General features: G+C 60.5%; 24 protein-coding genes. 13 read left to right on the top strand and 11 right to left on the bottom strand.

Going from position 1 to position 25,288, the window contains the following annotated elements:
- Positions 1 to 57 precede the first annotated feature (57 nt).
- The 3 genes from ACXHRN_RS23000 to ACXHRN_RS22990 all read right to left on the bottom strand — a co-directional run bounded on the left by ACXHRN_RS23000 (position 58) and on the right by ACXHRN_RS22990 (position 3,696).
- On the bottom strand, positions 58 to 1,197 hold the full coding sequence (locus tag ACXHRN_RS23000) for a carbohydrate ABC transporter permease (protein ID WP_488638604.1): 1,140 nt from the start codon (positions 1,195 to 1,197) through the stop codon (positions 58 to 60).
- Positions 1,197 to 2,207 (bottom strand): carbohydrate ABC transporter permease, encoded by a 1,011-nt coding sequence (locus ACXHRN_RS22995; RefSeq protein ID WP_488638603.1) that lies wholly within the window; start codon positions 2,205 to 2,207, stop codon positions 1,197 to 1,199. Before ACXHRN_RS22995 ends, ACXHRN_RS23000 begins: the two co-directional genes overlap by 1 nt.
- Before the next feature lie 130 nt (positions 2,208 to 2,337).
- On the bottom strand, positions 2,338 to 3,696 hold the full coding sequence (locus ACXHRN_RS22990; protein WP_488638602.1) for an ABC transporter substrate-binding protein: 1,359 nt from the start codon (positions 3,694 to 3,696) through the stop codon (positions 2,338 to 2,340).
- A gap of 432 nt (positions 3,697 to 4,128) precedes the next feature.
- Here ACXHRN_RS22990 and ACXHRN_RS22985 point away from each other — a divergent pair, with 432 nt between their 5' ends.
- The gene (locus ACXHRN_RS22985; protein WP_488638601.1) at positions 4,129 to 5,145 is read left to right on the top strand and encodes a LacI family DNA-binding transcriptional regulator; all 1,017 of its coding nucleotides are present in this window, start codon (positions 4,129 to 4,131) and stop codon (positions 5,143 to 5,145) included.
- Positions 5,146 to 5,170: 25 nt separating this feature from the next.
- Here ACXHRN_RS22985 and ACXHRN_RS22980 read toward each other — a convergent pair whose 3' ends face one another.
- Positions 5,171 to 6,064 (bottom strand): AraC family transcriptional regulator, encoded by an 894-nt coding sequence (locus ACXHRN_RS22980; RefSeq protein ID WP_488638600.1) that lies wholly within the window; start codon positions 6,062 to 6,064, stop codon positions 5,171 to 5,173.
- 232 nt (positions 6,065 to 6,296) lie between these two features.
- Between ACXHRN_RS22980 and ACXHRN_RS22975 the strand changes: the two genes are divergently transcribed.
- From ACXHRN_RS22975 to ACXHRN_RS22935, 9 genes are all read left to right on the top strand, one after another.
- Positions 6,297 to 7,718 carry an aldehyde dehydrogenase gene (locus tag ACXHRN_RS22975; protein WP_488641993.1) on the top strand — a complete coding sequence of 474 codons (1,422 nt, stop codon included), beginning with the start codon at positions 6,297 to 6,299 and terminating at the stop codon, positions 7,716 to 7,718.
- Between the two features lie 94 nt (positions 7,719 to 7,812).
- Positions 7,813 to 9,066 (top strand): ABC transporter substrate-binding protein, encoded by a 1,254-nt coding sequence (locus ACXHRN_RS22970; RefSeq protein ID WP_488641992.1) that lies wholly within the window; start codon positions 7,813 to 7,815, stop codon positions 9,064 to 9,066.
- A gap of 8 nt (positions 9,067 to 9,074) precedes the next feature.
- Complete coding sequence (locus ACXHRN_RS22965) at positions 9,075 to 9,827, top strand: ABC transporter ATP-binding protein (protein WP_488638599.1); 753 nt, start codon at positions 9,075 to 9,077, stop codon at positions 9,825 to 9,827.
- Positions 9,824 to 10,552, top strand: a complete 729-nt coding sequence (locus ACXHRN_RS22960; RefSeq protein WP_488638598.1) for an ABC transporter ATP-binding protein — start codon at positions 9,824 to 9,826, stop codon at positions 10,550 to 10,552. Before ACXHRN_RS22965 ends, ACXHRN_RS22960 begins: the two co-directional genes overlap by 4 nt.
- Positions 10,549 to 11,445, top strand: coding sequence for a branched-chain amino acid ABC transporter permease (locus ACXHRN_RS22955; protein ID WP_488638597.1), 897 nt, complete (start codon positions 10,549 to 10,551; stop codon positions 11,443 to 11,445). The genes ACXHRN_RS22960 and ACXHRN_RS22955 overlap by 4 nt, the downstream gene beginning before the upstream one ends.
- Positions 11,442 to 12,473 (top strand): branched-chain amino acid ABC transporter permease, encoded by a 1,032-nt coding sequence (locus tag ACXHRN_RS22950; RefSeq protein WP_488638596.1) that lies wholly within the window; start codon positions 11,442 to 11,444, stop codon positions 12,471 to 12,473. Before ACXHRN_RS22955 ends, ACXHRN_RS22950 begins: the two co-directional genes overlap by 4 nt.
- Position 12,474: 1 nt before the next feature.
- Positions 12,475 to 13,260 carry a coniferyl-alcohol dehydrogenase gene (locus ACXHRN_RS22945; protein WP_488638595.1) on the top strand — a complete coding sequence of 262 codons (786 nt, stop codon included), beginning with the start codon at positions 12,475 to 12,477 and terminating at the stop codon, positions 13,258 to 13,260.
- Positions 13,261 to 13,280: 20 nt separating this feature from the next.
- Positions 13,281 to 14,729, top strand: a complete 1,449-nt coding sequence (locus ACXHRN_RS22940; RefSeq protein ID WP_488638594.1) for an aldehyde dehydrogenase — start codon at positions 13,281 to 13,283, stop codon at positions 14,727 to 14,729.
- 191 nt (positions 14,730 to 14,920) lie between these two features.
- Positions 14,921 to 15,364: a glyoxalase superfamily protein gene (locus ACXHRN_RS22935; protein WP_488638593.1), complete on the top strand. Its 444-nt coding sequence runs from the start codon at positions 14,921 to 14,923 to the stop codon at positions 15,362 to 15,364.
- A 258-nt stretch (positions 15,365 to 15,622) separates the two neighbouring features.
- On the opposite strand, the gene ACXHRN_RS22930 is transcribed toward ACXHRN_RS22935, so the two are convergent.
- From ACXHRN_RS22930 to ACXHRN_RS22915, 4 genes are all read right to left on the bottom strand, one after another.
- Positions 15,623 to 17,686 carry a DEAD/DEAH box helicase gene (locus tag ACXHRN_RS22930; RefSeq protein ID WP_488638592.1) on the bottom strand — a complete coding sequence of 688 codons (2,064 nt, stop codon included), beginning with the start codon at positions 17,684 to 17,686 and terminating at the stop codon, positions 15,623 to 15,625.
- Between the two features lie 173 nt (positions 17,687 to 17,859).
- A complete protein-coding gene (locus tag ACXHRN_RS22925; RefSeq protein WP_488638591.1) occupies positions 17,860 to 18,720 on the bottom strand; it encodes a hypothetical protein in 861 nt (286 codons plus the stop codon).
- Positions 18,721 to 18,849: 129 nt separating this feature from the next.
- Positions 18,850 to 19,332: an SRPBCC family protein gene (locus ACXHRN_RS22920; protein ID WP_488638590.1), complete on the bottom strand. Its 483-nt coding sequence runs from the start codon at positions 19,330 to 19,332 to the stop codon at positions 18,850 to 18,852.
- Between the two features lie 2 nt (positions 19,333 to 19,334).
- On the bottom strand, positions 19,335 to 19,676 hold the full coding sequence (locus ACXHRN_RS22915; protein ID WP_488638589.1) for an ArsR/SmtB family transcription factor: 342 nt from the start codon (positions 19,674 to 19,676) through the stop codon (positions 19,335 to 19,337).
- A gap of 154 nt (positions 19,677 to 19,830) precedes the next feature.
- On the opposite strand from ACXHRN_RS22915, the gene ACXHRN_RS22910 reads away from it, so the two are divergent.
- Together ACXHRN_RS22910 and ACXHRN_RS22905 are read left to right on the top strand one after the other, a co-directional pair.
- Positions 19,831 to 20,214 (top strand): VOC family protein, encoded by a 384-nt coding sequence (locus ACXHRN_RS22910; RefSeq protein WP_488638588.1) that lies wholly within the window; start codon positions 19,831 to 19,833, stop codon positions 20,212 to 20,214.
- A gap of 126 nt (positions 20,215 to 20,340) precedes the next feature.
- Entirely contained in the window at positions 20,341 to 21,354 is a 1,014-nt protein-coding gene (locus ACXHRN_RS22905; RefSeq protein WP_488638587.1) for a hypothetical protein, read from the top strand.
- 5 nt (positions 21,355 to 21,359) lie between these two features.
- On the opposite strand, the gene ACXHRN_RS22900 is transcribed toward ACXHRN_RS22905, so the two are convergent.
- From ACXHRN_RS22900 to ACXHRN_RS22890, 3 genes are read right to left on the bottom strand one after another with little or no spacing between them, the layout of a single operon-like run.
- Complete coding sequence (locus ACXHRN_RS22900) at positions 21,360 to 22,349, bottom strand: WD40 repeat domain-containing protein (RefSeq protein ID WP_488638586.1); 990 nt, start codon at positions 22,347 to 22,349, stop codon at positions 21,360 to 21,362.
- Complete coding sequence (gene imm45, locus ACXHRN_RS22895) at positions 22,349 to 22,759, bottom strand: Imm45 family immunity protein (RefSeq protein ID WP_488638585.1); 411 nt, start codon at positions 22,757 to 22,759, stop codon at positions 22,349 to 22,351. Before imm45 ends, ACXHRN_RS22900 begins: the two co-directional genes overlap by 1 nt.
- Before the next feature lie 36 nt (positions 22,760 to 22,795).
- Positions 22,796 to 23,878: a CobW family GTP-binding protein gene (locus ACXHRN_RS22890; RefSeq protein WP_488638584.1), complete on the bottom strand. Its 1,083-nt coding sequence runs from the start codon at positions 23,876 to 23,878 to the stop codon at positions 22,796 to 22,798.
- 251 nt (positions 23,879 to 24,129) lie between these two features.
- Here ACXHRN_RS22890 and ACXHRN_RS22885 point away from each other — a divergent pair, with 251 nt between their 5' ends.
- Complete coding sequence (locus tag ACXHRN_RS22885; protein ID WP_488638583.1) at positions 24,130 to 25,278, top strand: calcium-binding protein; 1,149 nt, start codon at positions 24,130 to 24,132, stop codon at positions 25,276 to 25,278.
- Positions 25,279 to 25,288: the final 10 nt, after the last annotated feature.

The raw sequence follows: 25,288 nt of genomic DNA, 5'->3' as shown, positions 1-25,288 counted from the left end.
TAGTGTCATTGGAATGCCGAAGCCGGCATTCCCAGTTTCATATGTTTTACAGACGGATCACTTCACCGAACCGGTCAGTAGTCCGCGCACCAGGTAGCGCTGCAGCGAGAAGAACACCAGCAACGGCACGATGATGGTAATGAAGGCAGAGGCCGTCAGGATTTCCCAGTTGCCGCCGCGCGAGCCCAGCAGGTTGACCAGTCGTCCTGTCAGCACCAGTTCCTCATTGCCCGTTCCCAAGAAGACCATGGCGACGAGCAGGTCGTTCCAGGTCCACAGGAACTGGAAGATCGCAAACGAAGCCAAGGCAGGGAAGGAGAGCGGCAGGATGATCTTGATGAAGATCTCGAAGTCGCTGGCGCCGTCGACCCGCGCCGATTCCATCACTTCGCGGGGCAGGCCGGCCATGTAGTTGCGCAGCAGGTAGATCGCCAGTGGCAGGCCGAACCCGGTATGCGCCAGCCATATGCCGAGATAGGTCTTGGGCGGCACCCCGAAGATGGTGCTGACGCCATTGTAGAACCTGAGCAGAGGAATCAGCGACATCTGCAGCGGCACGACCAGCAGGCCGACCACGGCTGCGATAATCAGTGCGCGGCCGGGAAACTTCATCCAGGCGAGCGCATAGGCAGCGAATGCCGCGACGAGGATCGGGATCACGGTCGAGGGAATGGCCACCGTCAGCGAATTGATGAACGAGGCGCCGATGCCTTGGGCGGTGAGCACCTCGCCGTAGTTCTCAAGGGTAAAACGTGGCGGAATTTCTGCGGTAAAGAAGATGCGCTGGCCGCGGCCTTCCTCGATCTTCTTGTCCGAGACGATCTGGAAATCACCATTGGCCTGCACCGTCAGCTTTGCACCGTCCTTGAGGTCGGTAGTTGCGCCTGGCTGGTTGGCGGTCGCGGTGGCGACATTGATACCCCAAGGGCCGACATTGCCGCCGCGCGCTTCCAGCACATTGCCGGAAATGATGAACTTGCCGTCCTTTTCGACCTGCGCATCCGCGCCTGGAGCCCGGAAAATCACATTCTGGGTCGAGGTCGAGAGCGCCGTCCACCAGCCGGATATGGCCAACTGGTTCTTGTCGCGGAACGATGAGATCAGCAGGCCGGCAGTGGGCAAGGTCCAGAGAATGACCAGCAGCAGCACCGAAAGATGCACGACCCAGAGAAGGGGAGAGCGTTTATTGGAAAACATCAGCGTCCCTCCATCTCTTTGCGCGCATTGCGGATGTTCCAGATCATGATCGGGACCACCAGCACCATGATGACGATGGCAATCGCCGCCCCTCGGCCGAAATCGCCGCCACCGCGGAACATCCAGTCGAACATCAGGTTTGCCAGCACCTGGCTATTCCATTGGCCATTGGTCATGGCCAGCACGATGTCGAAGACCTTGAGCACCAGGATAGTGATGGTGGTCCAGACGACGGCGATCGTGCCCCAGATCTGCGGAATCATGATCTTGAAGAAGATCTGGAAACCGTTTGCACCATCGATGACGGCGGCTTCGATGGTCTCCTCCGGAATACCGCGCAGCGCAGCCGACAGGATGACCATGGCAAAGCCCGTCTGGATCCACACCAGGATCGCCATCAGGAAGAAATTGTTCCAGAAGGGGATGGTGATCCAGGCCTGCGGATCGCCGCCGAACCAGACGACGATGGCATTGAGGATACCGATCTGGGCCGTGTTGATGTCACGGTAGTCGTAGACGAATTTCCAGATGACTGCGGCGCCGACGAAGGAAATCGCCATCGGCATGAAGATCAGCGATTTGGCGATGTTGCCCCACCAGATACGGTCCGTCAGCACGGCGATGACGAGGCCGAAGAATGTTGCCGCAGCCGGCACGACCAGCAGCCAGAGGAAATTGTTGAAAATCGACTCCCGGAACTGCGAGTCGCTGAACATCCAGATGTAGTTCTTGAAACCCACATAGTTCAGGCCGCCCTTGTCCATGAAGGACAGACGCAGCGATTCAACCACGGGATAGACGAGATAGAGCACCAGCGCGATCAGCGCCGGGCCGAGGAAAAGCCAAGGACGGATCAGGGCTGCCCGGCGGATGTTCTGCGCGGCGATCTTGGTGTTGGCGGCCTTGGAGGAATAGATCGTATCGAGAACGAGGTTGCTGCCGTAGAAATACGCGGCACACCCCAGAACACCCCCGATCATCGTCACGATGGCATATAGTAACTGCTGCATGGCTTGTCCCCTCCCCGGTTAAAACGATGCGCTTTCTAGCGAGCACAAATGATTGGTATGGCGCACACGAAACATGCGCTCACGAATATGGCCAGAGCGGCGGGGATGTGTCCATCCCCGCCAAAAGGCATTACTTGATTTCGTCCCAGGCCTTCTGGATAGCCGCCGTCACGTCGGCCGTCGGCTTGCCACCGACATAGTCGACCATGCCGGTCCAGAACGCACCGGCACCGATCTTGCCGGGCATCAGGTCGGAACCGTCAAACCGGAAGGTGGTGGCGCTGGTCAGGATCTCGCCCATTTTCTTGGAAGGCGCATTCGAATAGGCGTCCGGATTGACTTTCTTGTAAGGTGTCAGGAAGCTTGTCTGGGCCATCCACACTTCGTGTGCAATTGGCGTTTCCAGCCATTCGATGAATGCGCGTGCTGCCGGGGTGTCCTTGGTGATCGACACCAGCGTGCCTGCACCGAGAACTGGATTGCCGAGTTCGGGCTTGGAAGCATAAGGCGGCAGGTAGAAGAAGTCGGCATCCTCGCCGAGCTTGGTGCCTTCCGGGAAGAACGACGGAATGAACGAAGCCTGATGATGCATGTAGCACTTCGGCGGCGAGGTGAAGAGACCCTTCGGGCTGTCGCGGAAGTCGGTCGAGGCAACCGCTGCAGCGCCACCGTCAACAAACTTGTCGTTCTTGGCAAACCAGCCGAACTCGTCGATGGCGCCGATCACGGCCGGATCGTTGAACGGAATTTCGTTCTTGACCCACTTGTCGTAGACGTCAGGCGTCTGCGTGCGCAGCATCATGTCTTCGACCCAGTCGGTCGCCGGCCAGCCGGTTGCGCCGCCCGAACCGAGCCCGATGCACCAGGCCTTGCCGCCGTCGGCGGCGATCTTCTCGGTCAACGCCTTGAGTTCCTCCATGGTCTTTGGAACTTTATAGCCGGCGTCTTCGAAGTTTTCAGGCGAATACCAGACCAGCGACTTCACGTCGGCCTTGTAGGGGAAAGCAAAGAAGTGCGAGGCGCCATCCTTGCCGTTGTAGCTTCCGAGGCTGACCCAGCTATCGCCGGCCGCGTAATTTTCCTTGATCCAGGCAGCGTCCTTGTCGCCGAGATCGACGAGGAAACCCTTGGAAGCTAGGTCGGCCAGCAGGCCGGGCTGCGGCAGGATCGCGATGTCAGGCGGGCTGCCCGCCTGCGTGTCGATGACGATCTGCTGCTCGTAGTTCTCAGACGAGGAGTACTTGACCTTGATGCCGGTGGCATCTTCGAAATAGGCAAGCATCGACAGCGCCAGTGTTTCGTCGTCGCCACGCCACGGTCCGAAGATCGTCAGCGTCTGGCCCTTCATGTCGTGGCCTTTTTTGAATTCTTCGTAGCTTGCCCAGTTGAAGCGGGCTTCCTCGCCCGGCTTGAACTTGAGGTCGGCCGCATGTGCAGCGCCTGCAAACAAAGCGAGGGCGGCAACGCCCATCAAAAGTGATTTCTTCATCCGATAATCCTCCCGTGGATCTGGAATATGTTTTGGCCGCCCAGGGTTGCGGAGAGCGGCCGTCTGCAAAGCGTCAATCGGAATTCAGTCTTTCGAAAATCGTCCTCCCGATTTGAAAGCGCTTTAAATGAATAAACGTGTTTCACGGGCAAAAGTCAAGCCCTATTCGAATCGCGAGCATTCCGGAAACGATTACGATCAAGGTGAATTGAACGAAACCAATATATATCAGTGGCATAACCAAGGATGAATCTGCATGTCGGCGGTACCCGCAGGCGGTTGCGCGACAGCCATCTAGGGTCATGTTCAAAGTTTAAAATTGATGGCGCTTTCAATTTTCTATTGTTTGCGCTATCATCTCCCATGCGGAAGATTGGAAGCGGCGGGGGGCTGCTTTGATCGGGCAATCCTGGAGGAGTGATTGTAGCGCTCATGAACCTGAAAGAATTCGCGAAATCGATTGGCATGAGCCAGACCACCGTCAGCCGGGCGCTTTCCGGATATCCGGAGGTCAAGCAGGAGACGCGTCAGCGCATCCTCAAGCTCGCCAACGAACTCGGCTATCATCCGAATCGCTCGGCGGCGGGCCTTGCGACTGGACGCGCCGGCGCAGTCGGCATCGTGCTGCGCGAGGGCCACGGCTTTGATCCGAATACGACGGAATTCATGGCCGGGCTCGGCAGCCGGCTGGAAACGCGCCAGATCGACATTCTGATCACCGTGGTCGAGGACAGGGAAGGAGAGTTGGTCGCCTACCAGCGGCTTGCGGCCTCCAAGCGCGTCGATGCTGTGATCCTGCATACGCCGACGATGGATGATCCACGCATGGATTTCCTCAAGAGGCTGAAGATGCCGTTTATCGTCCACGGCCGCGGCGGCGAGAACGGCGGTTTCCCCTGGATCGACATCGACAATTTCGGTGCGATCTACCGCGCCACGTCCTACCTGCTCGATATCGGCCACCGCTCCATTGCCATGATCAACGGCGGCAAGGGCGATATTTTCGCCGAGCATCGCGAGCAGGGCTATCGCAAGGCGCTCCGCGAGCGAAACATCGCTGTGCGTGAGGAACTGATCACCAACGGCGCCTTCATCGATGATGTCGGCTATCGCTCGATGCAGGATTTTCTCAGCCTCAGCGAGCCGCCGACGGCGGTGCTGGCCGGCTCGATGATGACGGCGCTGGGCGTCATGCGGGCGGTGCGCTCGGCTGGCCTGGCATTGGGTCGCGATATCTCGCTGATCGCCCACGACGACGTCTTCAACTACATCAATGCCGACAACATGGTGCCCACGGTCTCGACCACGCGCTCGTCGATGCGCGAGGCAGGCATTCGCATCGGCGATATCCTGCTGCAATTGCTGGGCGGGCGCGATGTCTCCAATCATAGCGAGATCTGGCCTGTGGAACTGGTGCTGCGGGAATCGACGGCGCCGCCGGTGATGTAGCGGCAGCCGGATGAGGGGCATTCTTTCAAGGCCAGTCGGAATAGCCCGACGATGTTGTCAGGCTGTGCATCGCCGTATTGTCCGCAGCAAGCGAACGATATTTAGCCGGCGAAATACCGGTCTTGCGTTTGAAGAAATGGCTGAAATTGGCAGGATCGCGAAAGCCGAGACTATAGGAAATGTCCTGGACGCTGTGTGCTGCGCGCTCCAGCCTCAGCTTTGCCTCCTGCAGCAGCCGGTCATGGACAAGCTCGATCGGCGAGCGCGACAGCGTCCGTTGGCAGATGGCATGCAGCCGGTCGGCCGAAATGCCGAGTTCGGTGGCATAGGCGCTGATCGGACGCCGCAGCCGGTAGTTCATCTCCACCGATTGCCGGAAGCGTTGCAGGATCGGCCCGGTGCCGCTCGGCGTCGCTGCCGTCTCGTCTGTGCCGCTGACGCGCCAGGCACACATCAGGATCAGCCGCATATAGGCCGAGATAGCCATGCGCGAGGCGCGTCCTTCCTGCTGCAGTTCGGAAATGAAGCCGGTGAACAGGGATGTCAGCTCGCGGATGACAGCGCCTTCCAGCGTGTCCGTTAGTGAAAAGCTGCCGGAATACAGCCGGAGCGACGGCGATTCCGCATGGTCGCCGATCGCCTCGCCCATGATCTCCGGCGACACACCGACGAGATAGCCATGTGTGCCGGCCGATATCGTCAGGCTCTCGCCATCCGAGGGCGGGAAGAAGGCAAGCGCCGGCCCATGGATGGAGATCGTCGCTTCGCCGATGGTCAGGCCGACCGCACCGCCGGAGACATAGAGGACATGGTGAAACCAGCGCTGCGGCGCTCGGCCAATGCGGATGGTCCGACGGCTGATCGCGGGGTCGATCGTTTCGCCTCGCGCATCGTGATGGACGGCAGCGTCGTTGTGCACGAGAGTCCGTTTCCTGTCCCAGTGGGCTGGTGCTACGCCATAAAATGACAAGTGATTACCAGAAAATCACATTCATATTCAAAGAGCAAGGAATAGTCTGTAGCCAACATGCCTTTGGGAGGAGGCAACAATGGCATCCGTTTCCGCTATTTCACAGCAAGATCGCGCTCAAGCGGCGGCCAACCCGCCTGCCGGAACGCGGCAGTTGCAGGTTGGGCTGTTGATTGGCGGCATGGACCGGAATTCCTCCACCTCGGCCACATTCGAGCGTACCAGTCCAGTCACCGGCGCAGTGGTAACCACGGCCGCCGCCGCGAGTCTTGAAGATGCCGCCGCTGCCGCAAACGCCGCCGCTGCCGCATTCCCGGATTGGGCTGCGACGGCCCCCGGCTTTCGCCGGTCACTGCTCGAGAGAGCTGCCGAACTGTTGGCCGAACGGGCGCCCGAAATCTCCGCTGCAATGATGGCCGAGACCGGGGCGACGCCGCAATGGTGCGCGTTCAATATCCGCCTCGGAAGCCAGGTCTTTCTCGATGCGGCAGCAATGACCACGCAGGTCACCGGCTCGATCATTCCTGCCAATCGCCCAGGGATGACGTCGTTCGCCGTACGTCAGCCAGCCGGCGTCTGTTTAGCCATCCCGCCGTGGAATGCGCCGATCATTCTCGGGGTTCGCTCGATCGCCATGGCGCTGGGTTGCGGCAACACCGTCGTGTTCAAGGCTTCCGAACTCTGCCCGGCGACACATCGCATGCTCGGCGACGTGCTCACCGATGCCGGCTTCCCGGCAGGCGTCGTCAACATCCTGTCGAATGCGCCGGCCGATGCCGCTGCCCTCGTCGAGGCGCTGATCGCCCATCCGGTGATCCGCCGCATCAATTTCACCGGCTCGACGCGAGTCGGGCGGGTCATTGCCCAAACCGCCGGCCGCTATCTCAAGCGTTGCCTGCTCGAACTCGGCGGCAAGGCGGCTTTCGTGGTGCTCGACGATGCGGATCTTGATGAGGCGGTGAAGGCGGCCGCCTTCGGTGCCTTCTTCAACCAGGGCCAGATTTGCATGTCGACGGAGCGCATTATCGTCATGGACGCGGTGGCCGATGAATTCGTCGCCCGCTTTCTCGCCAAGGTAAGGACGCTGAAGGCGGGCGACCCCGGCATGCCGCAATTTCCGCTCGGCAGCCTGATCACGGCGGAATCGGCGCGGCGCGTCAGGCTGCTGATCGAGGACGCGGTCGCCAAGGGTGCCGAACTGCTGACCGGCGGCGAAAACCACGATGCGCTGATGGATGCCGCCATCGTCGACCACGTGACGCGGCCGATGCGGCTCTATCGAGAAGAGAGTTTTGGACCGGTCGCGGCAATCATTCGGGTCGCCGATGTCGAGGAAGCCATCACCATCGCCAATGATTGCGACTACGGGCTCTCGGGTGCCGTCTTCGGTCGCGATATCGGCCGGGCGATGGATGTGGCGCGACGCATAGAATCCGGCATTTGCCACATCAATTCGGCAACGGTCGGAGACGAGCCTCAGATGCCCTTCGGCGGCGTCAAGGCGAGTGGCTATGGAAAATTCGGCGGTGCGGCGGCACTCGATGAATTCACCGAACTCAGGTGGATCACGTTGTCGTCGCAGCCGGGAGACTACCCGATCTGACACCAAGTCGGACGGCGCATGGGGTTCAACAACGGGAGGAATGTTCATGACCAATGATATCAGACAAAAAGGCGGTATTACCCGCCGCGAACTGATGGCGGCGACCGGTGCGCTGACGGCGGCGGTTGCGCTCGGCGTCAAACCGGCCTTTGCGGCGGACACATTGAAGATCGGTTTCATCAGCCCGCGCACCGGCCCGCTTGCCGGTTTCGGCGAAACCGACGGCTATGTACTGGATCTAGCTCGCAAGGCGTTCGAGAAGGGCATCGAGATTGGCGGCAAGACTTACGCTGTCGAGATCCTCGATCAGGACACACAGTCAGACCCGTCCCGCGCCGGCCAGTTGGCAAAGGACCTCATCAACAACCAGGGTATCGACATGATGCTGGCGATTTCGACGCCGGAAACCATCAACCCGGTCTCCGACGCATGCGAGGCCGCCGGCGTTCCGTGCCTGTCCACAGTGATGCCCTGGGAAGCATGGTATTTCGGTCGTGGCGCCAAGCCTGACCAGCCGTCGCCGTTCAAATGGACCTACCACTTCGGCTTCGGCGTCGAAGAATTCCACAAGACCTATGTCTCGCAATGGAATCTGATCGAGACCAACAAGAAAGTCGGGGTCATGTATCCCAACGATGCCGATGGCAACGCCATCCGTGCACATCTGGCCCCGCTGCTTCAGAAGGACGGCTTCACCATCGTCGATCCCGGCGCCTATGAAACCGGCACCACCGATTTCTCCAGCCAGATCGCCAAGTTCAAGCAGGAAGGCGTCGAGATCATCAACACCTTCCCGATCCCGCCGGATTTCGCCACCTTCTGGCGCCAGGCTGCCCAGCAGGGGCTGCACAAGCAGGTCAAGATCGTTCAGGTCGCCAAGACAGGCCTGTTTCCTTCGGGCGTCGAAGCACTCGGCGAACTCGGCGTCAATCTCGCCAGTGCGGCCTACTGGCACAAGGCCTTCCCCTACAAGTCGACAGCGACCGGTGTCAGCGGCACTGAACTTGCCGACGGCTATGAGGCAACGTCCGGCAAGCAGTGGACGCAGCAACTCGGTGCCACCATGTCGTTGCTCGACGCGGGCTTCGATGCACTGAAGAAGGCGTCGGACCCGAAGAGCAAGGATGCGGTGGCGAAATCATTGTCGACGCTCAACACGACGACGATGATCGGCAAGGTCGATTTCACCTCGGGTCCGTTCCCGAATGTCTCGCCGGGCCCGATCATCGGCACCCAGTGGGTCAAGGCGGCGGAAGGCTCGAAATTCCCGCTCGACTATGTCGTCACGGAAAATGCGACCGACCCCAACGTCCCGGTCGGGGCCAAGCTGCTGCCTTACAACGGCTAAGGGTTGAGATGCTGGATCTGCAACAGAATGGAACCGGCCCCGGCCGGTTCTCGGGGATAGGCATCCACAAGCGCTTCGGGTCACTGCTTGTGCTTGAGGATGTCGATTTCTCCATGGGACTGAGCGAGGCGGTCGGCATCGTCGGGCCGAACGGCGCGGGCAAGACCACCTTGCTCGCGACGCTGTCCGGCGCCTATCCGCCGAGCGCAGGCTCCGTCAGCTTCGATGGCAAGGATGTGACGCGGCAGACATCGGCGGACCGCTGCCGCGCCGGTCTGGTGCGAACGCATCAGGTGCCAAAGCCTTTCTCGGGCATGACGACGTTTGAAAATGTCTATGTCGCCGCTTCACACAACGGTGCGAAAAATCGTGACGAGGCCTATGAGCGGGTGATCCAGTCGCTCGAACTCTGCGGCATGCTTGACGTCGCCAATCGCAAGGCTGAAACACTGGGTCTGCTCGACCGCAAGCGGCTTGAACTGGCGCGTGTGCTGGCGACTGGACCGAAAGTGTTGCTGCTCGATGAGATCGGCGGCGGGCTGACGGATTCGGAGGCGCAGGAACTGGTCCTGACGATCCAGGAACTGAAACGCCGTGGTATCGGCATCGTCTGGATCGAGCATATCGTGCATGTCCTGCTGCAAGTCGTCGATCGGCTGATCTGCATGGATGCGGGCAAGATCATCGCCGATGGCGATCCGCAAAGCGTGATGTCGGACCCGCATGTGGTCAAGGCCTATCTGGGCGGAGGGCCGAAATGAACATTCTCGAGGTTGAAAATCTGACGGCGCGGCATGGCCTGCTCGAAGCGGTGCGTGGCCTGAGTTTTCATGTCCGCAAAGGCGAGACGCTGGCGTTGGTGGGTGCCAATGGCGCCGGCAAGACAACGCTGTTGCGCACGCTGGCAGGCGCCCACCCCGTCGCCTCCGGCCACATCAGGCTCAAGCGCGAGGACGTCACGGCACTGCCATCCCACAAGCGCGTCGCCAGCGGTATTGCCCTGGTGCCGGAAGGCCGGCGCATGTTTGCCTCGATGACCGTGGCGGAAAATCTGAAGCTCGGTGGCATGGCCGGACGCAAGGGCGATTGGTCGATCGACAAGATTCTCGAAATCTTTCCGAATCTGCAAAAGCGCATAAACCACAAGACAGGCCACCTCTCGGGCGGCGAACAGCAGGCAACCGCCATCGGCCGGGCACTGATGAGCAATCCCGATGTGCTGCTGCTGGATGAAGTCTCGCTGGGCCTTTCGCCGCTGATCGTCGATCGCGTCTACGCGTCACTGGACGGCCTGATGAAATCCGGCACGACCATCATCCTCGTCGAACAGGACCTGTCGCGTGCCATGGCGGTTGCCGACCGGCTGATCTGCATGCTGGAAGGCCGAGCCGTTCTGGAGGGCAGGGCGGAGGAATTGACGCGCGAAGAGGTGACGCAAGCCTATTTTGGCCTCCGGAAATCCGTGCACAGGGGAGACGCGGCATGATCAACCAGATCCTTCAGGGCGTCTTGCTCGGCGGCTACTACGCCGTCATCGCCTGTGGCCTTGCCTTCATGTTCTCGGTGATGCGGATCATCAATCTCGCTCATGGCAGTTTGGCCGTCGCCAGCGCCTACCTGATCTTCATGTTGGGCGAAAAGGTCCATCTGCCGCTGTTTGCCTGCTTCATCGTCGCTGTCGTCGTCATGGCCATTGTCGGCTGGTTGTTGCAGCGATTCATCCTTGATCGTAGTGCGCGGGGCGGCCAGTTGCTGCCGATCCTGTCAACCTTCGGCCTGGCCATGGTCATCGACAACTCGCTGTTCGAACAGTTCGGCGCCGATACGCGATCGCTGGCGGGCGCCATCGGCGATCTGTCCTGGGCCTCGTGGGAATTGCCGGGCGGCCTCTATGTCGGCAAGCTGCCGATACTGATCTTCGCCACGGCGGTGGTCCTGCTTGCCGGCCTGCAACTGATGCTGAGCCACACGACGCTCGGCCGCGCGATCCGTGCTACGGCCGAAGATCCGGACACGGCCGGCCTGATGGGCATCGATGCGGGGCGGGTCAACGCCGCCGCTGCGGCGATTGCCATGGTGACCGTGACGATCGCCGGCATGTTCCTCGGCATGCGGGCGACCTTCGAGCCCTATTCGGGTGCGCCCCAATTGCTGTTCGCGTTTGAGGCAGCGGTGATCGGTGGCGCGGGTTCGCTCTGGGGCACGCTGATCGGTGGTATCATTCTTGGCGTCGCCCAGACGATAGGCGCGTCGTTCCACCCGCTCGGCTTTCTGATTGCCGGCCATGCGGTGTTCCTCATCATCCTGCTGGCGCGGCTGTTTCTCCCCGATCTTGCATCGCTGCCCGCCAAACTCATGAACCGGGGGGCCGCAATATGAGCGCTTCGACAATGTCCAGTGCTGCCAGGGACGTCCATCGCTGGACACGCGCCTCGCGGATTGCCGTCTGGTTCGCGGTCGGCGTGCTGGTGGTGCTGGCGCTGTTTCCGAGCTTCATGGGCGCCGGCGCTGTCGACCGGATCACGGCGCTGTTCATCTATGTCATCCTGGCGGCGATGTGGAATGCACTGGCCGGTTTTGGCGGGCTGGTTTCCGTCGGCCAGCAGGTGTTTTTCGGCCTCGGCGCCTATGTCACGGTCAAGCTCGCCGACAAGGGGCTCGATCCGTTCCTGGCAATTGTCGTGTCCGGCTTCGTCGTCGCGGCTTTCTCCTATCCGCTTTCGTTTGCGATGTTGCGCTTGAAGGGTGGGGAGTTTGCCATCGGTATGTGGGTGGTCTCGGCATTGACCCACCTGCTCGTCAATCTCGACGGCCTGATCCAGGGCGAGACGGGTACATCGCTGATCTCGCTCAATGCCTATGCGTCCGGCTCGCGGCGCGCCATCATCTTCTGGCTGGCGCTCGGTGGCATGGCGGCGATCCTGGCGAGTCTGTTCGTGCTCTTGCGAAGCAAGACGGGCGCCGCGATCCAGGCCATCCGTGACAACGAGGATGCGGCCCAATCGCTCGGTGTCGATGTCATGGCCACCAAGCGAAAGCTGTTTGTACTGGCCGCGTTCGGCACGGCCGTGGCCGGCGCGCTCTGGTTGGCCAGCGCCACCAGCTTCCAGCCGAAGACCTATTTTTCGGTGCAGTGGACGGCCTATATGATCTTCATGGTGCTGGTCGGGGGCATCGGCACGTTCGAGGGTGCGATCCTTGGTGCGCTGATCTTCTTCGTTATTGAGACATGGTTCGGCGGATTGGGCGTCTGGTATCTCATCGGCCTGGGCGTCGTGGCACTGGTGTTCGCACTGTTCTTTCCCAAGGGGCTTTGGGGTGCATTCGAGACCCGCACCGGCATTTCGCTGATGCCGGTCGGCTATCGCCTGACAATCAAGAACAAGATTTCAAGACAGGGAGAATGACATGATTTTCGGCAAGACACTCGTGATCACGGGCGTGTCGTCCGGCATCGGCGCACGCACGGCCGAACTGGCGGTCGCCCTCGGCGCCGATGTCATCGGCATCGACATGAAGCAACCGGCCGTTCCAGCCGCGAATTTCATCAAGGGCGACCTATCCAGCCCCGCCGGCATCGAAGAGGTGGTCAAACAACTCCCGAAGCAGTTTGATGCGCTGCTGAATGTCGCTGGCATATCCGGCAAAGTCGGCGCCGAGGCGACGCTGGCGATCAATTTCTATGGCTTGCGCGCCCTGTCGGAAGCCGTGGCGCCGCGCATCCGCGAGGGCGGCACGGTGGTCAACGTTGCCTCGATCGCCGGCTATGGCTGGCGGGCCAATCTCGAACGCGCCAAGGCCATGGTCGGCGTCCAGGGTTTTCCGGACATCAAGGCGGTGATGGAACAGAACGGCGTCAAGAACGAGGAAGGCTATCCGCTCTCCAAGGAATTGCTGCTGTTGTGGAATCAGAAGGCGGCCCATTCGCCGCTGTTCAAGAGCCACGGCATCCGCGTCAATGCCGTCAGCCCCGGCCCGGTCGAAACCCAGATCCTCAAGGAATTCCGCTCGGTATTGGGTGACGAAAAGGTCGATTCCGACATTTCGCGGGTCGGCCGTGCCGGCACCGCGTCGGATATCGCACCGGTCATTCTCTTCCTCGCTTCTGACGGTGCTCGCTGGATCAACGGCGCCAACATCGCTAGTGACGGAGGCCTTGAAGCCTCGATCAATGCCGACGTACTCGGCTTCTAACAACGGTAAGGACATCCATCATGTTGGAACTCAAACAGATCATCGGCGGCAAGTTCGTACCGTCCAAGTCGGGCAAGACATATGACCGCCTCGACCCTTTCACAGGCAAGGTCGCGACCCGCGCACCGGCCTCGGGGCTCGAGGACGTTAAGGCGGCGGTTGCCGCAGCGCATGCTGCCTTCCCGGCGTGGTCAAAGACGGGACCCGGCGAGCGTCGCGCGCTGCTGATGAAGGCCGCCGACATCCTCGCCTCGAAAGGAGACGAATTCGCCAAGATCATGGTTGAGGAGACGGGTGGCACCGCCCCCTGGGCCGGCTTCAATACCATGCTGGCCGCCGGTATACTGCGCGAAGCCGCTGGAATGACGACGCAGATCCAGGGCGAGATCATCCCGTCCGATAAGCCCGGCACGCTATCGATGGCCGTGCGCCAGGCGGCTGGTGTGTGCCTCGGCATCGCGCCATGGAATGCCCCGATCATTCTCGGCACCCGCGCCATTGCCATGGCGCTCGCCTGCGGCAACACTGTCATTCTCAAGGCGTCGGAAGCCTGCCCCGGCCTGCACATGCTGATCGGCCAGTCGCTCGTCGAGGCCGGACTTCCCGATGGTGTCGTCAACGTCATTTCCAACGCACCCGAAAACGCAGCCGAGATCGTCGAGGCGCTGATCGCGGCACCGGAAGTCCGGCGCGTCAATTTCACCGGCTCGACCAAGGTCGGCCGACGCATCGGCGAACTCTGCGGTCGCAACCTCAAACCGGCTCTGCTGGAGCTTGGCGGCAAGGCGCCGATGATCGTGCTCGAGGATGCCGACATCGATGCGGCGGTGAACGGCGCGATCTTTGGGTCGTTCGCCAATATGGGCCAGATCTGCATGTCCACTGAGCGCTTGATCGTGCATGAGAAGATCGCCGACGAATTCGTCGCCAAGCTCGCAGCGCGCGCCTCGAAACTGCCGGCGGGCGATCCGCGCGGCCACGTGGTCCTCGGCTCATTGGTGACGCCGGAGGCTGCAACGAAGATGGAAGAGTTCATCGCCGATGGTGTCGGCAAGGGCGCCAAGCTGGTGGCCGGTGGAAAACGCACTGGCTCGGTGGTCGAGGCGACGCTGCTGGATCATGTGAAGCCCGGCATGCGCAGCTTCGAGGAAGAATCCTTCGGTCCCGTCAAGCCGATCATCCGCGTCAAGGACGAGGAAGAAGCGATCAACATCGCCAATGATACGGAATACGGTCTTTCCTCGTCGGTCTATAGCCGCGATGTGCAGCGGGCAATGGCGGTGGCAGCACGCATCGAATCCGGCATTTGCCATATCAACGGACCGACCGTGCATGACGAGGCCCAGATGCCATTCGGCGGCGTCAAGGGCTCCGGCTATGGCCGCTTCGGCGGCAAGGCGGCGATCAATGAATTCACCGATCTGCGCTGGATCACCATAGAGGATCCGCATCAGCATTATCCGTTCTGAGTGGAAATTTGACTTTTTGCGTGCGGTGGACTATGCGGGCGGCAGGTTTAGGGACACCTGCCGCCCGCAGTCGCAAGACACGGTGAAGCTCCCCGAAACAAGACCTCGTCTTATTTCCATTGAAGGCATTCCGGCCTTTGGCAATGCGGGCACCCAAGTAATCGCCTAGAATGCCAGGAAAGAGGACAGTCATGGGCGATACGACCCAACTCCCCTCGCTGGAAGACCTGAAAGATCAGGCCAAACGCCTGCGCGATGCGCTGGCCCGGCAAGGGACACAAGTGAACCACTCGAAATCCCTCGAGCTGATCGCTGGCCAATACGGCTTTCGCGACTGGAACACCTTGCACGCCAAAATCGGCAACATGCCGCCGACCAAGCGCGCGCTGGCGATTGGCGACAGGGTTTCGGGCCAATATCTCGGCCAGAAATTCGTGGGCACGGTGATAGCAATCAAAATGCTCACCAGCGCCTATGGCATGTCGCGCGTCACGTTCGACTTCGATGAAGCGGTCGATGTCATCACATTCGAGAGCTGGTCGGCCTATCGCAAGCGCGTGACCTGCACATTGGATGAGGATGGCCGGACGCTGGAAAAGACTTCGAACGGCGCACCGCATATGGTGCTGGAGTAGGGCGTGTAAGGGGAGGCTGCGGGTTGCGGCCCCCTCATCCGGCGCGACGCGCCACCTTCTCCCCAAGGGGAGAAGAGGATCGTGGCCGTCGGCATTCCCAAAAGGACCCTCTGCGCGCTCTTCAAACGAACTTGAAGCGCGAATACGGTGCGTTCCCTCTTCTCCCCTTGGGGAGAAGGTGGCGCGTCGCGCCGGATGAGGGGGCTATCTCCATCGATGAAGGAGGGAGCCACCCCAAGCGAAAACGCTGCGAACGGATTACCCGTTGCTCTTTGGCTTCTTGCGTTTCGGCGGAGCATCGCCGGAATTCGCGAAACTCGGCTTGCCGGGCTTTGCCCAGTCCTTGCCGGGCCTGTCGGAGAAGCCGCGATCGTTTGCGCCACCACCAGCAAATTCCGGCTTGCGCCCAAACTTCTTCTTGGTGTTGGTCGCACCGAATTCCTCGGCGACCGGATCTGCGCGCTTGGAAGGCGCAAATTCCTGACGTGCCGGACGTTCGCGGGCAGGTGCCGCGTCACGTGCAGGCTTGTCCCATGCCGGCTTGCGATCGCCGAACGATTTCTTGTCGCCGAATGGCTTCTTGTCACCAAACGACTTCTTGTCGCCAAATGACTTGCGCTCGCCTTCGAACTTGTTCGGGCCGGAACGGGGCGAGCGACCGAAATCGGGCTCTCCTTCGACAACGGTCAGGCGCATGCCGCGCTCGAGCGTCTTGTTCGGACCGACATTGAACAGGAAGCTGTCGAGGCTTTCGGATGCAATTTGCACGAAGGTCTCGTCCTGCTGCATCTTGATCTGGCCGATATCGCTCTTGGTGATGTTGCCGTTGCGGCAGAGCAGTGGGATCAGCCAGCGCGGCTCGGCATTCTGCTTGCGGCCAACCGACAGCGAAATCCAGGTCGACGGGCCGAAGTCTTCGCGGCGGCGCGGCGCGGCATCGTCGCGCGGCACGAAATTGTCGCCGCCCCGCGATTCGCGTGCCTTCGGCGCATATTCATTGATCGGGCCGATATCGATCAGGTCTTCCGGAGCTGAGCGGCCCTGGCGATAGAGCCGGACGAAGGCGGCGGCGATCTTGTCGGCGCCCTGGCTCTCGAGCAGTTGCTGGACCAGATGGGCTTCTTCCTCGCGGACGTTCTCGTTGAAGATTTCATCGGCGAGCAGGCGTTCGTCGTCGCGGGCGGTGACTTCATCGGCCGACGGCGGGGCAGCCCATTCGGCGCGGATGGCGGCGGCCTGCAACAGGCGCTCGGCCTTGCGGCGGGCATTGGACGGCACGATCAGGGCGCTGACGCCCTTGCGGCCGGCGCGACCGGTGCGGCCCGAACGGTGCAGCAAGGTTTCCGGATTGGTCGGCAGGTCGGCATGGATGACCAGTTCGAGATTGGGCAGGTCGATGCCACGGGCGGCAACGTCGGTGGCGATGCAGACGCGTGCACGGCCGTCACGCATCGATTGCAGCGCGTGGCTGCGTTCGTTCTGGCTGAGTTCGCCGGACAGGGCCACGACGGTGAAGCCACGGTTGTGTAGCCGGGCGGTCAGGTGATTGACGGCGGCGCGGGTGTTGCAGAACACGATGGCATTCTTGGCTTCATAGAAGCGCAGCGCGTTGATGATGGCGTTCTCGCGATCGGCCGGCGCCATGGCCAGTGCGCGATACTCGATATCGATATGCTGTCTCTGCTCGGAGGAGGCAGTGCTGATGCGCACGGCGTCGCGCTGGTAGCTTTCCGCCAGCTTGGCAATCGACTTCGGCACGGTTGCCGAGAACATCAGCGTCCGGCGGCTTTCCGGCGATGCTTCAAGGATGAACTCGAGATCTTCGCGGAAGCCGAGATCGAGCATCTCGTCGGCTTCGTCGAGCACCACGGCGCGGACCGACGAGAGATCGAGTGTGTTGCGGGTGATGTGATCGCGCAGGCGGCCCGGCGTGCCCACGACGATATGGGCGCCACGTTCAAGCGCGCGGCGCTCGGTGCGCACGTCCATGCCGCCGACGCTGGTGGTCACCACAGCGCCAGTTTCTTCATAAAGCCATTCGAGTTCGCGCGCCACCTGCAGGGCAAGCTCGCGCGTGGGGGCGATGGCGAGCGCGAGCGGCGCTCCGGCGCGCTCGAAGCGCTTGCGGCCATCAAGCAGGGTGGGGGCGAAGGCCAGTCCGAAGGCCACCGTCTTGCCCGAGCCGGTCTGGGCGGAGACGAGCGCATCGGCACCCTTCAATTCGGAATCCAGAACGGCCTTCTGAACCGGCGTCAATTCGGTATAGCCGCGTTTTTCGAGCGCAACGGCAAGCGCAGGCTCAATGCCTTCAAACTGTGTCATTTCATGTCTTTCGGATGTCATGCATTCGACGGCGCGAGGCCGATGGGAATACAATACCAGCGACAATGCGTCGCTTTGTTGAATGTGGCGGCTACATAGAGCGAATTGAACGAAATGTCGAGTGCGCTCAAGACATAGCTTGATTGCAGTTAACCGCAGGATTGCATGGCAGGCTAGAACCGGCCTTCATTTTCCTTGGCGAGCTTCAACAGGACATCGGAATCCGGCGTGTAGCGGGCACTTGCCGTCTGCCACTTATAGGTCGTGCGCACCTGCCGTTGGCTGGCAGAAGGCTGGGCGCCGTCGCCGCAATCCTCGAGCGTCGCGGTCGTGGCGTCGGTGACGACAACGTTGATCGGGGCGTAGGGTTTACCCGCGCCGGGATTGGCCGCATAGGAAATCGTCTGATGGCGTTCAAAACCGCAGGCTTTCTCGTCGAACAGCGACACCGTGTCGATGAGCTCCAACCTGTCCTTGCGCACCATCGCCATGACCACGGTCACGTAGGACTGGCTGGAGTTGAAATGCGAGCTCATCGTCAGGATGGCGTCCGAATCCGGCGAAATCGGCAGCAGGCCCTGCTCGAGGAAAAAGGTACTCTGGTCAAAGCCGATATCCACCGCATCCAGCAGCTTGGGTTCACCCGATACGTCGTAAAGTGCCAGCACCGCGACGCCTTCGAGCGTCTTTCCAGCTTGGGCGAAATCAAACAGCACAAGCTGCCGCTCCTTGCCCTCGGCCTTCATGTGCACGGTGCCGATATCGTAGAAGCCGAAATTGTCCTCGCCGCTGTTCTGATAGGGAGAACCGCCGAGATGACGAAGCGGGATGAGGGATTTGCCGACATAGGCACCGTCGGCGGCCTTGATGTCAGGCACGAAATGGCGGGCAAGATCGAGATAGGTTGTCGTGCTCTTGGCCGTCACCGCGGTATCCGGCGACGGGAAATCGACCTCTGCTGCCGATGCTGACTGCATAAGCACGGTCAGCAGCAACGGCACAGCCCAAAATATGCGTCTCGACCACAACCCCATGCATTGCTCCAGACATTATGGACGCGATGATAGAGCAAGGCGCTTCAACATCAACGGAAATCTTGGCGATGCCGGGGAGGGGGCCGGCAGGAAGACGGCCTCCACCAAAGGTAGGTCATGTCGGGCAGCTCACGCCTGCTGGAAGATTTCGTCGAGGCGGGCATAGCCGGCTTCCATGCCTTGGGCCATACCACTCTTCAATGCGCCGTCGCGGGCTTCGGACGACGCGTAGCGAATGGTCATTTCAAGCCTGGTGCGGCCGCCGAGTTCGGTCAGCCATGTGGTAACGACGGTCTCGCCACCGGTCCAGTCCTCGTCGAAGAGCTCCTTGTGAACGATCTTTGCCGGCGCATCGAGCTCCATGAAAATGCCGCCCATGCCCATGTCGGTGCCGCGCTCGGCATGCCGCCAGACATAGCGGAAGACGCCGCCCGGTCTGAGATCGATTTCGCAGACCGCGAGCTCCCAGCCGTCGGGGCCGAACAGCCAGCGCTTCATCAGCTCGGGCTTGGTCATCGCATCGTAGACCATCTGGCTCTTTGCATCGAAGAGGCGGGTGATTGCGATTTCATGATCGCCTTGGGCGACGATCGTCATATGTCCGACATCCATTGTCATTCCTTCCCTTTTTTGGTTTCGTCAGCTTTCATTTCTGCCAGCAGGGCATCGAGCCGGCTGAAATTTCCTTCCCAGAAGCGGCGATAGAGATCGAGGTAGTCCGCAGCTTCCTGCATCGGCTTGGCATCCAGCCGGCAAGGTCGGTACTGTGCAGTCTTGCCGCGCGACACCAATCCGGCATTTTCGAGCACCTTGAGATGCTTGGAGACTGCCGCCAGGCTCATGTCATAGGGCTCGGCAAGCTCGCCCACGGTCGCCTCTCCGAGCGAGAGGCGGGCAAGCAATCCGCGCCGCGTCGGATCGGCCAATGCCGAAAGGGTCATGCTCAGCGTGTCCATATCGTATTCAACCAATTAGTTATCAACTTATTGGTTGAATACGATATGGACATTTTGGAGTCAAGCCTCTCATACAAAAATATTGTTCATGCTATGTTCTTATTTCTATGCTAGGAGCAACGCGTTCACACCAATAGAACCAAGGGAGATGGTAATGACGATCCATGGAACATTCGGCTGGAATGAACTGATGACACCGGATCTTGAGGCGTCCAAGGCTTTCTATGCAAAGGTCGCGGGCTGGAGCTATCAGGAGATGCCGATGGACGAGGGTGGCAGCTATACGCTGGCTTTTGTCGAAGGCGAGCCTGTGCCGGTCGCGGGCCTGATGCATTGGCCCAAGGACCAGCCGGGCAGCAGCGACTGGTTTGCCTATCTCAACGTCGCCGACATCAATGCGTCGATTTCGGCCGTCACCGGCGCCGGCGGTTCGGTCATCCGCCCGCCCTTCGAAATCGAAGGAACCGGCTGGATTGCCATCGTCATGGACACGGCGATGACAACAATCGGCTTGCTGGAACCCAAACCGATGACCTGATCGGTCGATCAGGGGCGGCGGCATGGCCGCCGCTCCCATTCATCTGCATTTGCGTAGCCCTAATCCTGTCTCAGTCTTCCGAAAATATGCCGACGCAACGGACCACAGGACAGGAGCATGGGGATCATGCAATCACCTTCCAAAGCAGGTGGCGTCGTGCATGCACTGACACGCGACGGCCTCGAATTGCCGGTGCTAGATGTCACGAACCCGCGTTTTGCAGTCAAGGAAGACCCCGCCTCACTGCAGGCGCTGCATGAAGCGTTTACGCAGAATGAGCGACAGCGTCGGCTCATCCCGAATTTCCTCATGCGGCTGATGATCCGGTCGGCCGCCAGGAAGTCGCTGCTTGTGAATGCGCTTTTCGGTTCGGATGCCGAATATCTTGATGGCATCAGCACCTATGTGATGAAGCTTGGCCCCGAAAACCTCGTGCCGCCTTATGACTCGTCAATGGACAAGAAGTTTGCGGCCTCTCCACACGTGACGTTCCTGCGTCTTCGCACCCAGCAGGTTGCGAGCCTGCTTGCGGAGGGCCTAGCGATGGAGATCATGGCCGACGGGCAGGCTCCGCTGCACTTGATAAATATCGGTGGTGGACCGGCGATCGACAGTCTGAATGCGCTGTTGTTGCTTGCGCGTCTCAAGGACACGCTGGCCGGCCGCAAGGTTGTCATCGAGGTACTGGATCTCGACGAAAAAGGTGCCTGGTTCGGGCGCAACGCGCTAGCTGCGATGATGCGGGATGGCAATCGTCTTGCAGGTCTCGATATTGCGTTTTCACACCGCAGTTATGACTGGAACGATCCGTCGCCGCTTCGAGAACTGGTCGAACGAGCAGTATCCGACGGCGCCGTCGTTGCAGCCTCCTCGGAAGGCGCCCTGTTCGAATATGGCAGCGACGAGGCCATTGTCGCCAATCTGAAGGCGCTATATGCGGCGCGTTTCGTCGTCGGTTCGGTGACGCGGGCGGACGAGGCGCGCCGTCGGCTGGTTGCTGGCAGCCGGCTCAAGCTGATCCTGAGGGGTCTCGAGGTTTTCGAGCCGCTAGCAGCGGCGGCGGGTTTTGCCATCGCCCAGACCCGATCTTCCGTGTGGAGCGACCAGGTTCTGCTACGGCCAAAGCGAGAAGCTCGCTGATCCGGTCAGACCGAAATATCCACCACGCCGCAATCACCGGCTTCGGATGCAAAAGCGATCAGCTTGCCGGATGGCGACCAGCTCATGCCGGAGATCGCGCCCTTGCCGGGGCGACGCAACAGCGCTTCCTTCTGGTCGGCAAGACGCACGCCCAAAATCATGCCGTCGATGAAACCGATCGCCAACACTTCTTCTGCTGGGTGGAAAGCGACTGATGTGACGAGAATATTGGCGCGCGTGCCGAGTTCCATCGGCGCCTTGCCCATCGGCCCGTCCTTGGCCGAGAACGGCCAGACGATGGCTGCCGGCGCGCCGGAAGAGGCGAGCCACTTGCCCTTCGGCGCCCAGGAAAGCGACTTGATCTTGGCGGGATAGCCGGTCATGCGCATGTGGCGAGCTTCCTCGCCGGGCTTGCCGTCGAGCTTCCAGCCGTGCAGCGCATTTTCCTGCATGGCGGTGACGAGAAAGCGGCCATCGGGCGAGAAGGTCACCATCGTATGGGCGCCCTTCCAGTCGAGATCGACCGGCGCGCCATTGGTGCCCGCCCAGTGGAGCGTCACGCCATTGTAGCGCGACACGCCGATGCGCAGTCCCTTGGGCGCGAAGGCAACGCCTTCGATCGAGCGCGCTTCGGTGAATTCGCGAGACTTGCCGTCTGACGTGACGACGGTGGCCGTCTTGCCGTTGACATAGGCAACCGCGCCGGAAGGGCCGGCAGCAACGGATGTTATCCACTTGCGCGGCGTTTCGGCAATCTGCTTGACGGTGCCGTCTGCCAGGATGCGGTTGACCTTGCCGTCTTCGCCGCCTGTCAGGATGGAATTGGTCGCGGGATCGGCCACGGCTGCCAGCAGCCCCTGATGTGCCTCAACCGTTTTCTGGCCCAACTCCAGCCGATGAATCTCGCCGGAGGAAGCAGCAAAGAACGGCACGTCGCCAAGAAAGAACGCACCCAGCACATGGCCTTCGAGGTCAAGCGGCGCAACAGTCGGCATCAGAGTTTCAACCTTGGTGCAGGGCTTGATCGGCGCATGACTAATGTTCCATCCATAGGCATCGGTTTGGGATTGCCATTCTTATCGAGTTCATAGGCGTAAACGAACCAATTGTTCCAATTAGCGTGAAGCCATGAGGTTTCAAGCGTTAATTTGCCTTGCCCCTGACTTTCGGGTGGAGCGTAGAAATACGGCATGCCGGCCTTGTAGCCTTTAATGACCATCAGGCCAAGAATGCTCTCGTAACCCCACAGCTCATAAATCAGCAGCTCGACCGGCGGTGAATGCGGGCCGATGCTCGGGTGATGCGGCAGTTTAATGACATCTCCCCGCCACAGGCTTTGGTCGGGGAGATCGATGAGTGGTCGCCAACGTTTACCTACACCATCGCTGGACCAGGTCTGGGTCACATTAGCCTCAAATGGTTCGCAAGGCTGGCAGAAGCATCAGGCGGCGCAAGCCCTAAAACTGTCTTCGATCTTCTGGCGATCGAGTTCGCGGCCGATGAACACTAGCTTGCTTTCGCGCTTCTCGCCCTCTTTCCAGGCGCGCTGGTGATTGCCCTCGATGATCATGTGTACGCCCTGGACGACATAGCGCTCGTCGTCCTGGTCAAAGGCGATGATGCCCTTGAGGCGCAGGATATTCGGCCCCTGCACCTGGGTGATCTTTTCGATCCACGGGAAGAACTTCTTCGGGTTCATCTCGCCGCCGCGCAGCGAAATCGACTGCACCGTCACATCATGGATGGCCGAGGCAGCGGCGTGGTCGTGGTGGTCATGGTGGTCATGGTCGTGATGATCATGGTCATGGTGGTCGTGATCATGATCATGATCGCAATCCGGACCGCAGACATGGTCTTCATGGCCATGTTCGAGGAACTGCGGATCGTTCTCCAGCGCGCGATCGAGATCGAAGGCGCCGAGGTCGAGGATCTTGGAGAGATCGACGTTGGAGCGCTCGGTATGATAGATGCGCGCCGACGGGTTGATGACCTTGATGACCTGTTCGATGCGGTTGACCTCTTCAGGGGTCACCAGGTCAGTCTTGTTGAGCAGCACCACGTCGGCGAAAGCCAGCTGGTCTTCGGCCTCGCGAGAATCCTTGAGGCGCAGCGGCAGGTGCTTGGCGTCGACCAGGGCGACCACGGCATCGAGCTGGGTCTTGGCGCGGACGTCGTCGTCCATGAAGAATGTCTGGGCGACCGGCACGGGATCGGCAAGGCCGGTGGTCTCGACGATGATCGCATCGAAGCGGCCGGGGCGGCGCATCAGGCCTTCGACGACGCGGATCAGGTCGCCGCGCACGGTGCAGCAGATGCAGCCATTGTTCATTTCGTAGATTTCTTCATCGGATTCGACGATCAGGTCGTTGTCGATGCCGATCTCGCCGAACTCGTTGACGATCACCGCATAGCGCTTGCCGTGGCTTTCGGTGAGGATGCGGTTGAGCAGCGTCGTCTTGCCGGCGCCGAGATAGCCGGTGAGAACGGTGACGGGAATGGGCTTTGCAGCAGCAGCTTCAGTCATGGCAGCGGGTTCCTTGAAAACTTTGTCCCTATATAGGAGCTAGGCCGGGGAAGCGGCAAGATGGTGGCGGCATTTATCGCCACATCAGCGGCTTTGCCAAATCTGGACCTAATCGGGGGTGTTTCCACTCTTGATACTCAGACTTGCATGGTCATACTCGCCATCTGGTCGCACGGCATATTCAGCCGACACTTGTCCGACCGAGCTTGCTTGCATTGGTTTTCCTTGATTTTTGGAAGGATGAAGATCGCATGGCGGATTATGTTGTCGACACGCTCGCTCCTGTAGGACCGACGGTTACCGTGGACGATGAAGACAATGAAGCCAGCTGGCTGGTTTTCACCGACGGGGCCACTTTCCCGCAACAAACCAGCATAACCTTGCAGTGGACGAGTTCGAGCGGCGTCGCGACGGCTGCATCCGGTACGTACTTTACCGACAACATGGCCACTTCCGGTCGCCTCGTTGTCAACGGCGCTATCGAGAATGTTCGGGGCAGCAACAGCGAGGACTTCATTGTCGGCAATGAACTGGCCAATATTCTCTTCGGCGACAATGCCCAAACCGGGGCGGGTAGCGCTGACGTGATATCCGGCGCCCTTGGCAATGACACGATCTATGGCGGCAGCGGCGACGATGATATCGGTGGCGGCGGAGACGATGATCTGCTTTACGGAAATGCCGGTGCAGATTCAGTCAGCGGAAATGCAGGCATTGACGTGATCATCGGCGGTGAGGGTGCCGACACTCTGTCCGGCGGCGCAGATATTGGAGATACGGTCTCCTATGCCGGCTCCGCTGCGGGTATTACCGTGAAGATTACCAGCGGGTCCACGACGATTGGCAAGGGAGGCGATGCTCAAGGCGACTCCATCAACGGTTTTACGGACGTGATCGGCACGTCGAAGGATGATGTCATCACGGATACGATGACCGGCTTCAATTTCTCCAATATCAACGAATTCATCGGTGGCGGCGGCAACGATACGCTCACCCTTGGCGGTGGCAATGACGCCGGCAATGGCGGCGCAGGCAAGGACAGGCTCTATGGCGGCCAGGGCAAGGATTTGCTGACGGGCGGCTCGGCGGCCGACACTTTCATATACAAGAAGATCGAAGACAGCACCGGTTCCGGTCGCGATACGATCACGGATTTTTCGCGCAGCCAGGGTGACAAGATCGATCTCTCGTCAATCGATGCCGATGAGGGCCACGGGCGCAACCAGGCCTTCGATTTCATCGGTACAGATGCGTTCTCGCACCATGCCGGCGAGCTGCGGATCGTGGTGTCCGGCAATGGATATTATGTTCAGGGTGATACCGACGGTGACAGGAAGGCCGACTTCTCCATCTTCGTCGATGATGTCAATTCGCTCAAGGCGGGTGACTTCATCCTCTAATCGTTGTTGC

This window comes from Shinella sp. OV683 (assembly GCF_057787725.1).
This window is presented reverse-complemented; position numbering and strand designations above follow the sequence as displayed.

What these genes read in the sequence shown, in the direction of transcription:
- ACXHRN_RS23000 (WP_488638604.1), bottom strand. Translation starts at nt 1,197, where the DNA reads ATGTTTTCCAATAAACGCTCTCCCCTTCTCTGGGTCGTGCATCTTTCG.
- ACXHRN_RS22995 (WP_488638603.1), bottom strand. Translation starts at nt 2,207, where the DNA reads ATGCAGCAGTTACTATATGCCATCGTGACGATGATCGGGGGTGTTCTG.
- ACXHRN_RS22990 (WP_488638602.1), bottom strand. Translation starts at nt 3,696, where the DNA reads ATGAAGAAATCACTTTTGATGGGCGTTGCCGCCCTCGCTTTGTTTGCA.
- ACXHRN_RS22985 (WP_488638601.1), top strand. Translation starts at nt 4,129, where the DNA reads ATGAACCTGAAAGAATTCGCGAAATCGATTGGCATGAGCCAGACCACC.
- ACXHRN_RS22975 (WP_488641993.1), top strand. Translation starts at nt 6,297, where the DNA reads ATGGACCGGAATTCCTCCACCTCGGCCACATTCGAGCGTACCAGTCCA.
- ACXHRN_RS22970 (WP_488641992.1), top strand. Translation starts at nt 7,813, where the DNA reads ATGGCGGCGACCGGTGCGCTGACGGCGGCGGTTGCGCTCGGCGTCAAA.
- ACXHRN_RS22965 (WP_488638599.1), top strand. Translation starts at nt 9,075, where the DNA reads ATGCTGGATCTGCAACAGAATGGAACCGGCCCCGGCCGGTTCTCGGGG.
- ACXHRN_RS22960 (WP_488638598.1), top strand. Translation starts at nt 9,824, where the DNA reads ATGAACATTCTCGAGGTTGAAAATCTGACGGCGCGGCATGGCCTGCTC.
- ACXHRN_RS22955 (WP_488638597.1), top strand. Translation starts at nt 10,549, where the DNA reads ATGATCAACCAGATCCTTCAGGGCGTCTTGCTCGGCGGCTACTACGCC.
- ACXHRN_RS22950 (WP_488638596.1), top strand. Translation starts at nt 11,442, where the DNA reads ATGAGCGCTTCGACAATGTCCAGTGCTGCCAGGGACGTCCATCGCTGG.
- ACXHRN_RS22945 (WP_488638595.1), top strand. Translation starts at nt 12,475, where the DNA reads ATGATTTTCGGCAAGACACTCGTGATCACGGGCGTGTCGTCCGGCATC.
- ACXHRN_RS22940 (WP_488638594.1), top strand. Translation starts at nt 13,281, where the DNA reads ATGTTGGAACTCAAACAGATCATCGGCGGCAAGTTCGTACCGTCCAAG.
- ACXHRN_RS22935 (WP_488638593.1), top strand. Translation starts at nt 14,921, where the DNA reads ATGGGCGATACGACCCAACTCCCCTCGCTGGAAGACCTGAAAGATCAG.
- ACXHRN_RS22930 (WP_488638592.1), bottom strand. Translation starts at nt 17,686, where the DNA reads ATGACACAGTTTGAAGGCATTGAGCCTGCGCTTGCCGTTGCGCTCGAA.
- ACXHRN_RS22925 (WP_488638591.1), bottom strand. Translation starts at nt 18,720, where the DNA reads ATGGGGTTGTGGTCGAGACGCATATTTTGGGCTGTGCCGTTGCTGCTG.
- ACXHRN_RS22920 (WP_488638590.1), bottom strand. Translation starts at nt 19,332, where the DNA reads ATGGATGTCGGACATATGACGATCGTCGCCCAAGGCGATCATGAAATC.
- ACXHRN_RS22915 (WP_488638589.1), bottom strand. Translation starts at nt 19,676, where the DNA reads ATGGACACGCTGAGCATGACCCTTTCGGCATTGGCCGATCCGACGCGG.
- ACXHRN_RS22910 (WP_488638588.1), top strand. Translation starts at nt 19,831, where the DNA reads ATGACGATCCATGGAACATTCGGCTGGAATGAACTGATGACACCGGAT.
- ACXHRN_RS22905 (WP_488638587.1), top strand. Translation starts at nt 20,341, where the DNA reads ATGCAATCACCTTCCAAAGCAGGTGGCGTCGTGCATGCACTGACACGC.
- ACXHRN_RS22900 (WP_488638586.1), bottom strand. Translation starts at nt 22,349, where the DNA reads ATGCCGACTGTTGCGCCGCTTGACCTCGAAGGCCATGTGCTGGGTGCG.
- ACXHRN_RS22890 (WP_488638584.1), bottom strand. Translation starts at nt 23,878, where the DNA reads ATGACTGAAGCTGCTGCTGCAAAGCCCATTCCCGTCACCGTTCTCACC.
- ACXHRN_RS22885 (WP_488638583.1), top strand. Translation starts at nt 24,130, where the DNA reads ATGGCGGATTATGTTGTCGACACGCTCGCTCCTGTAGGACCGACGGTT.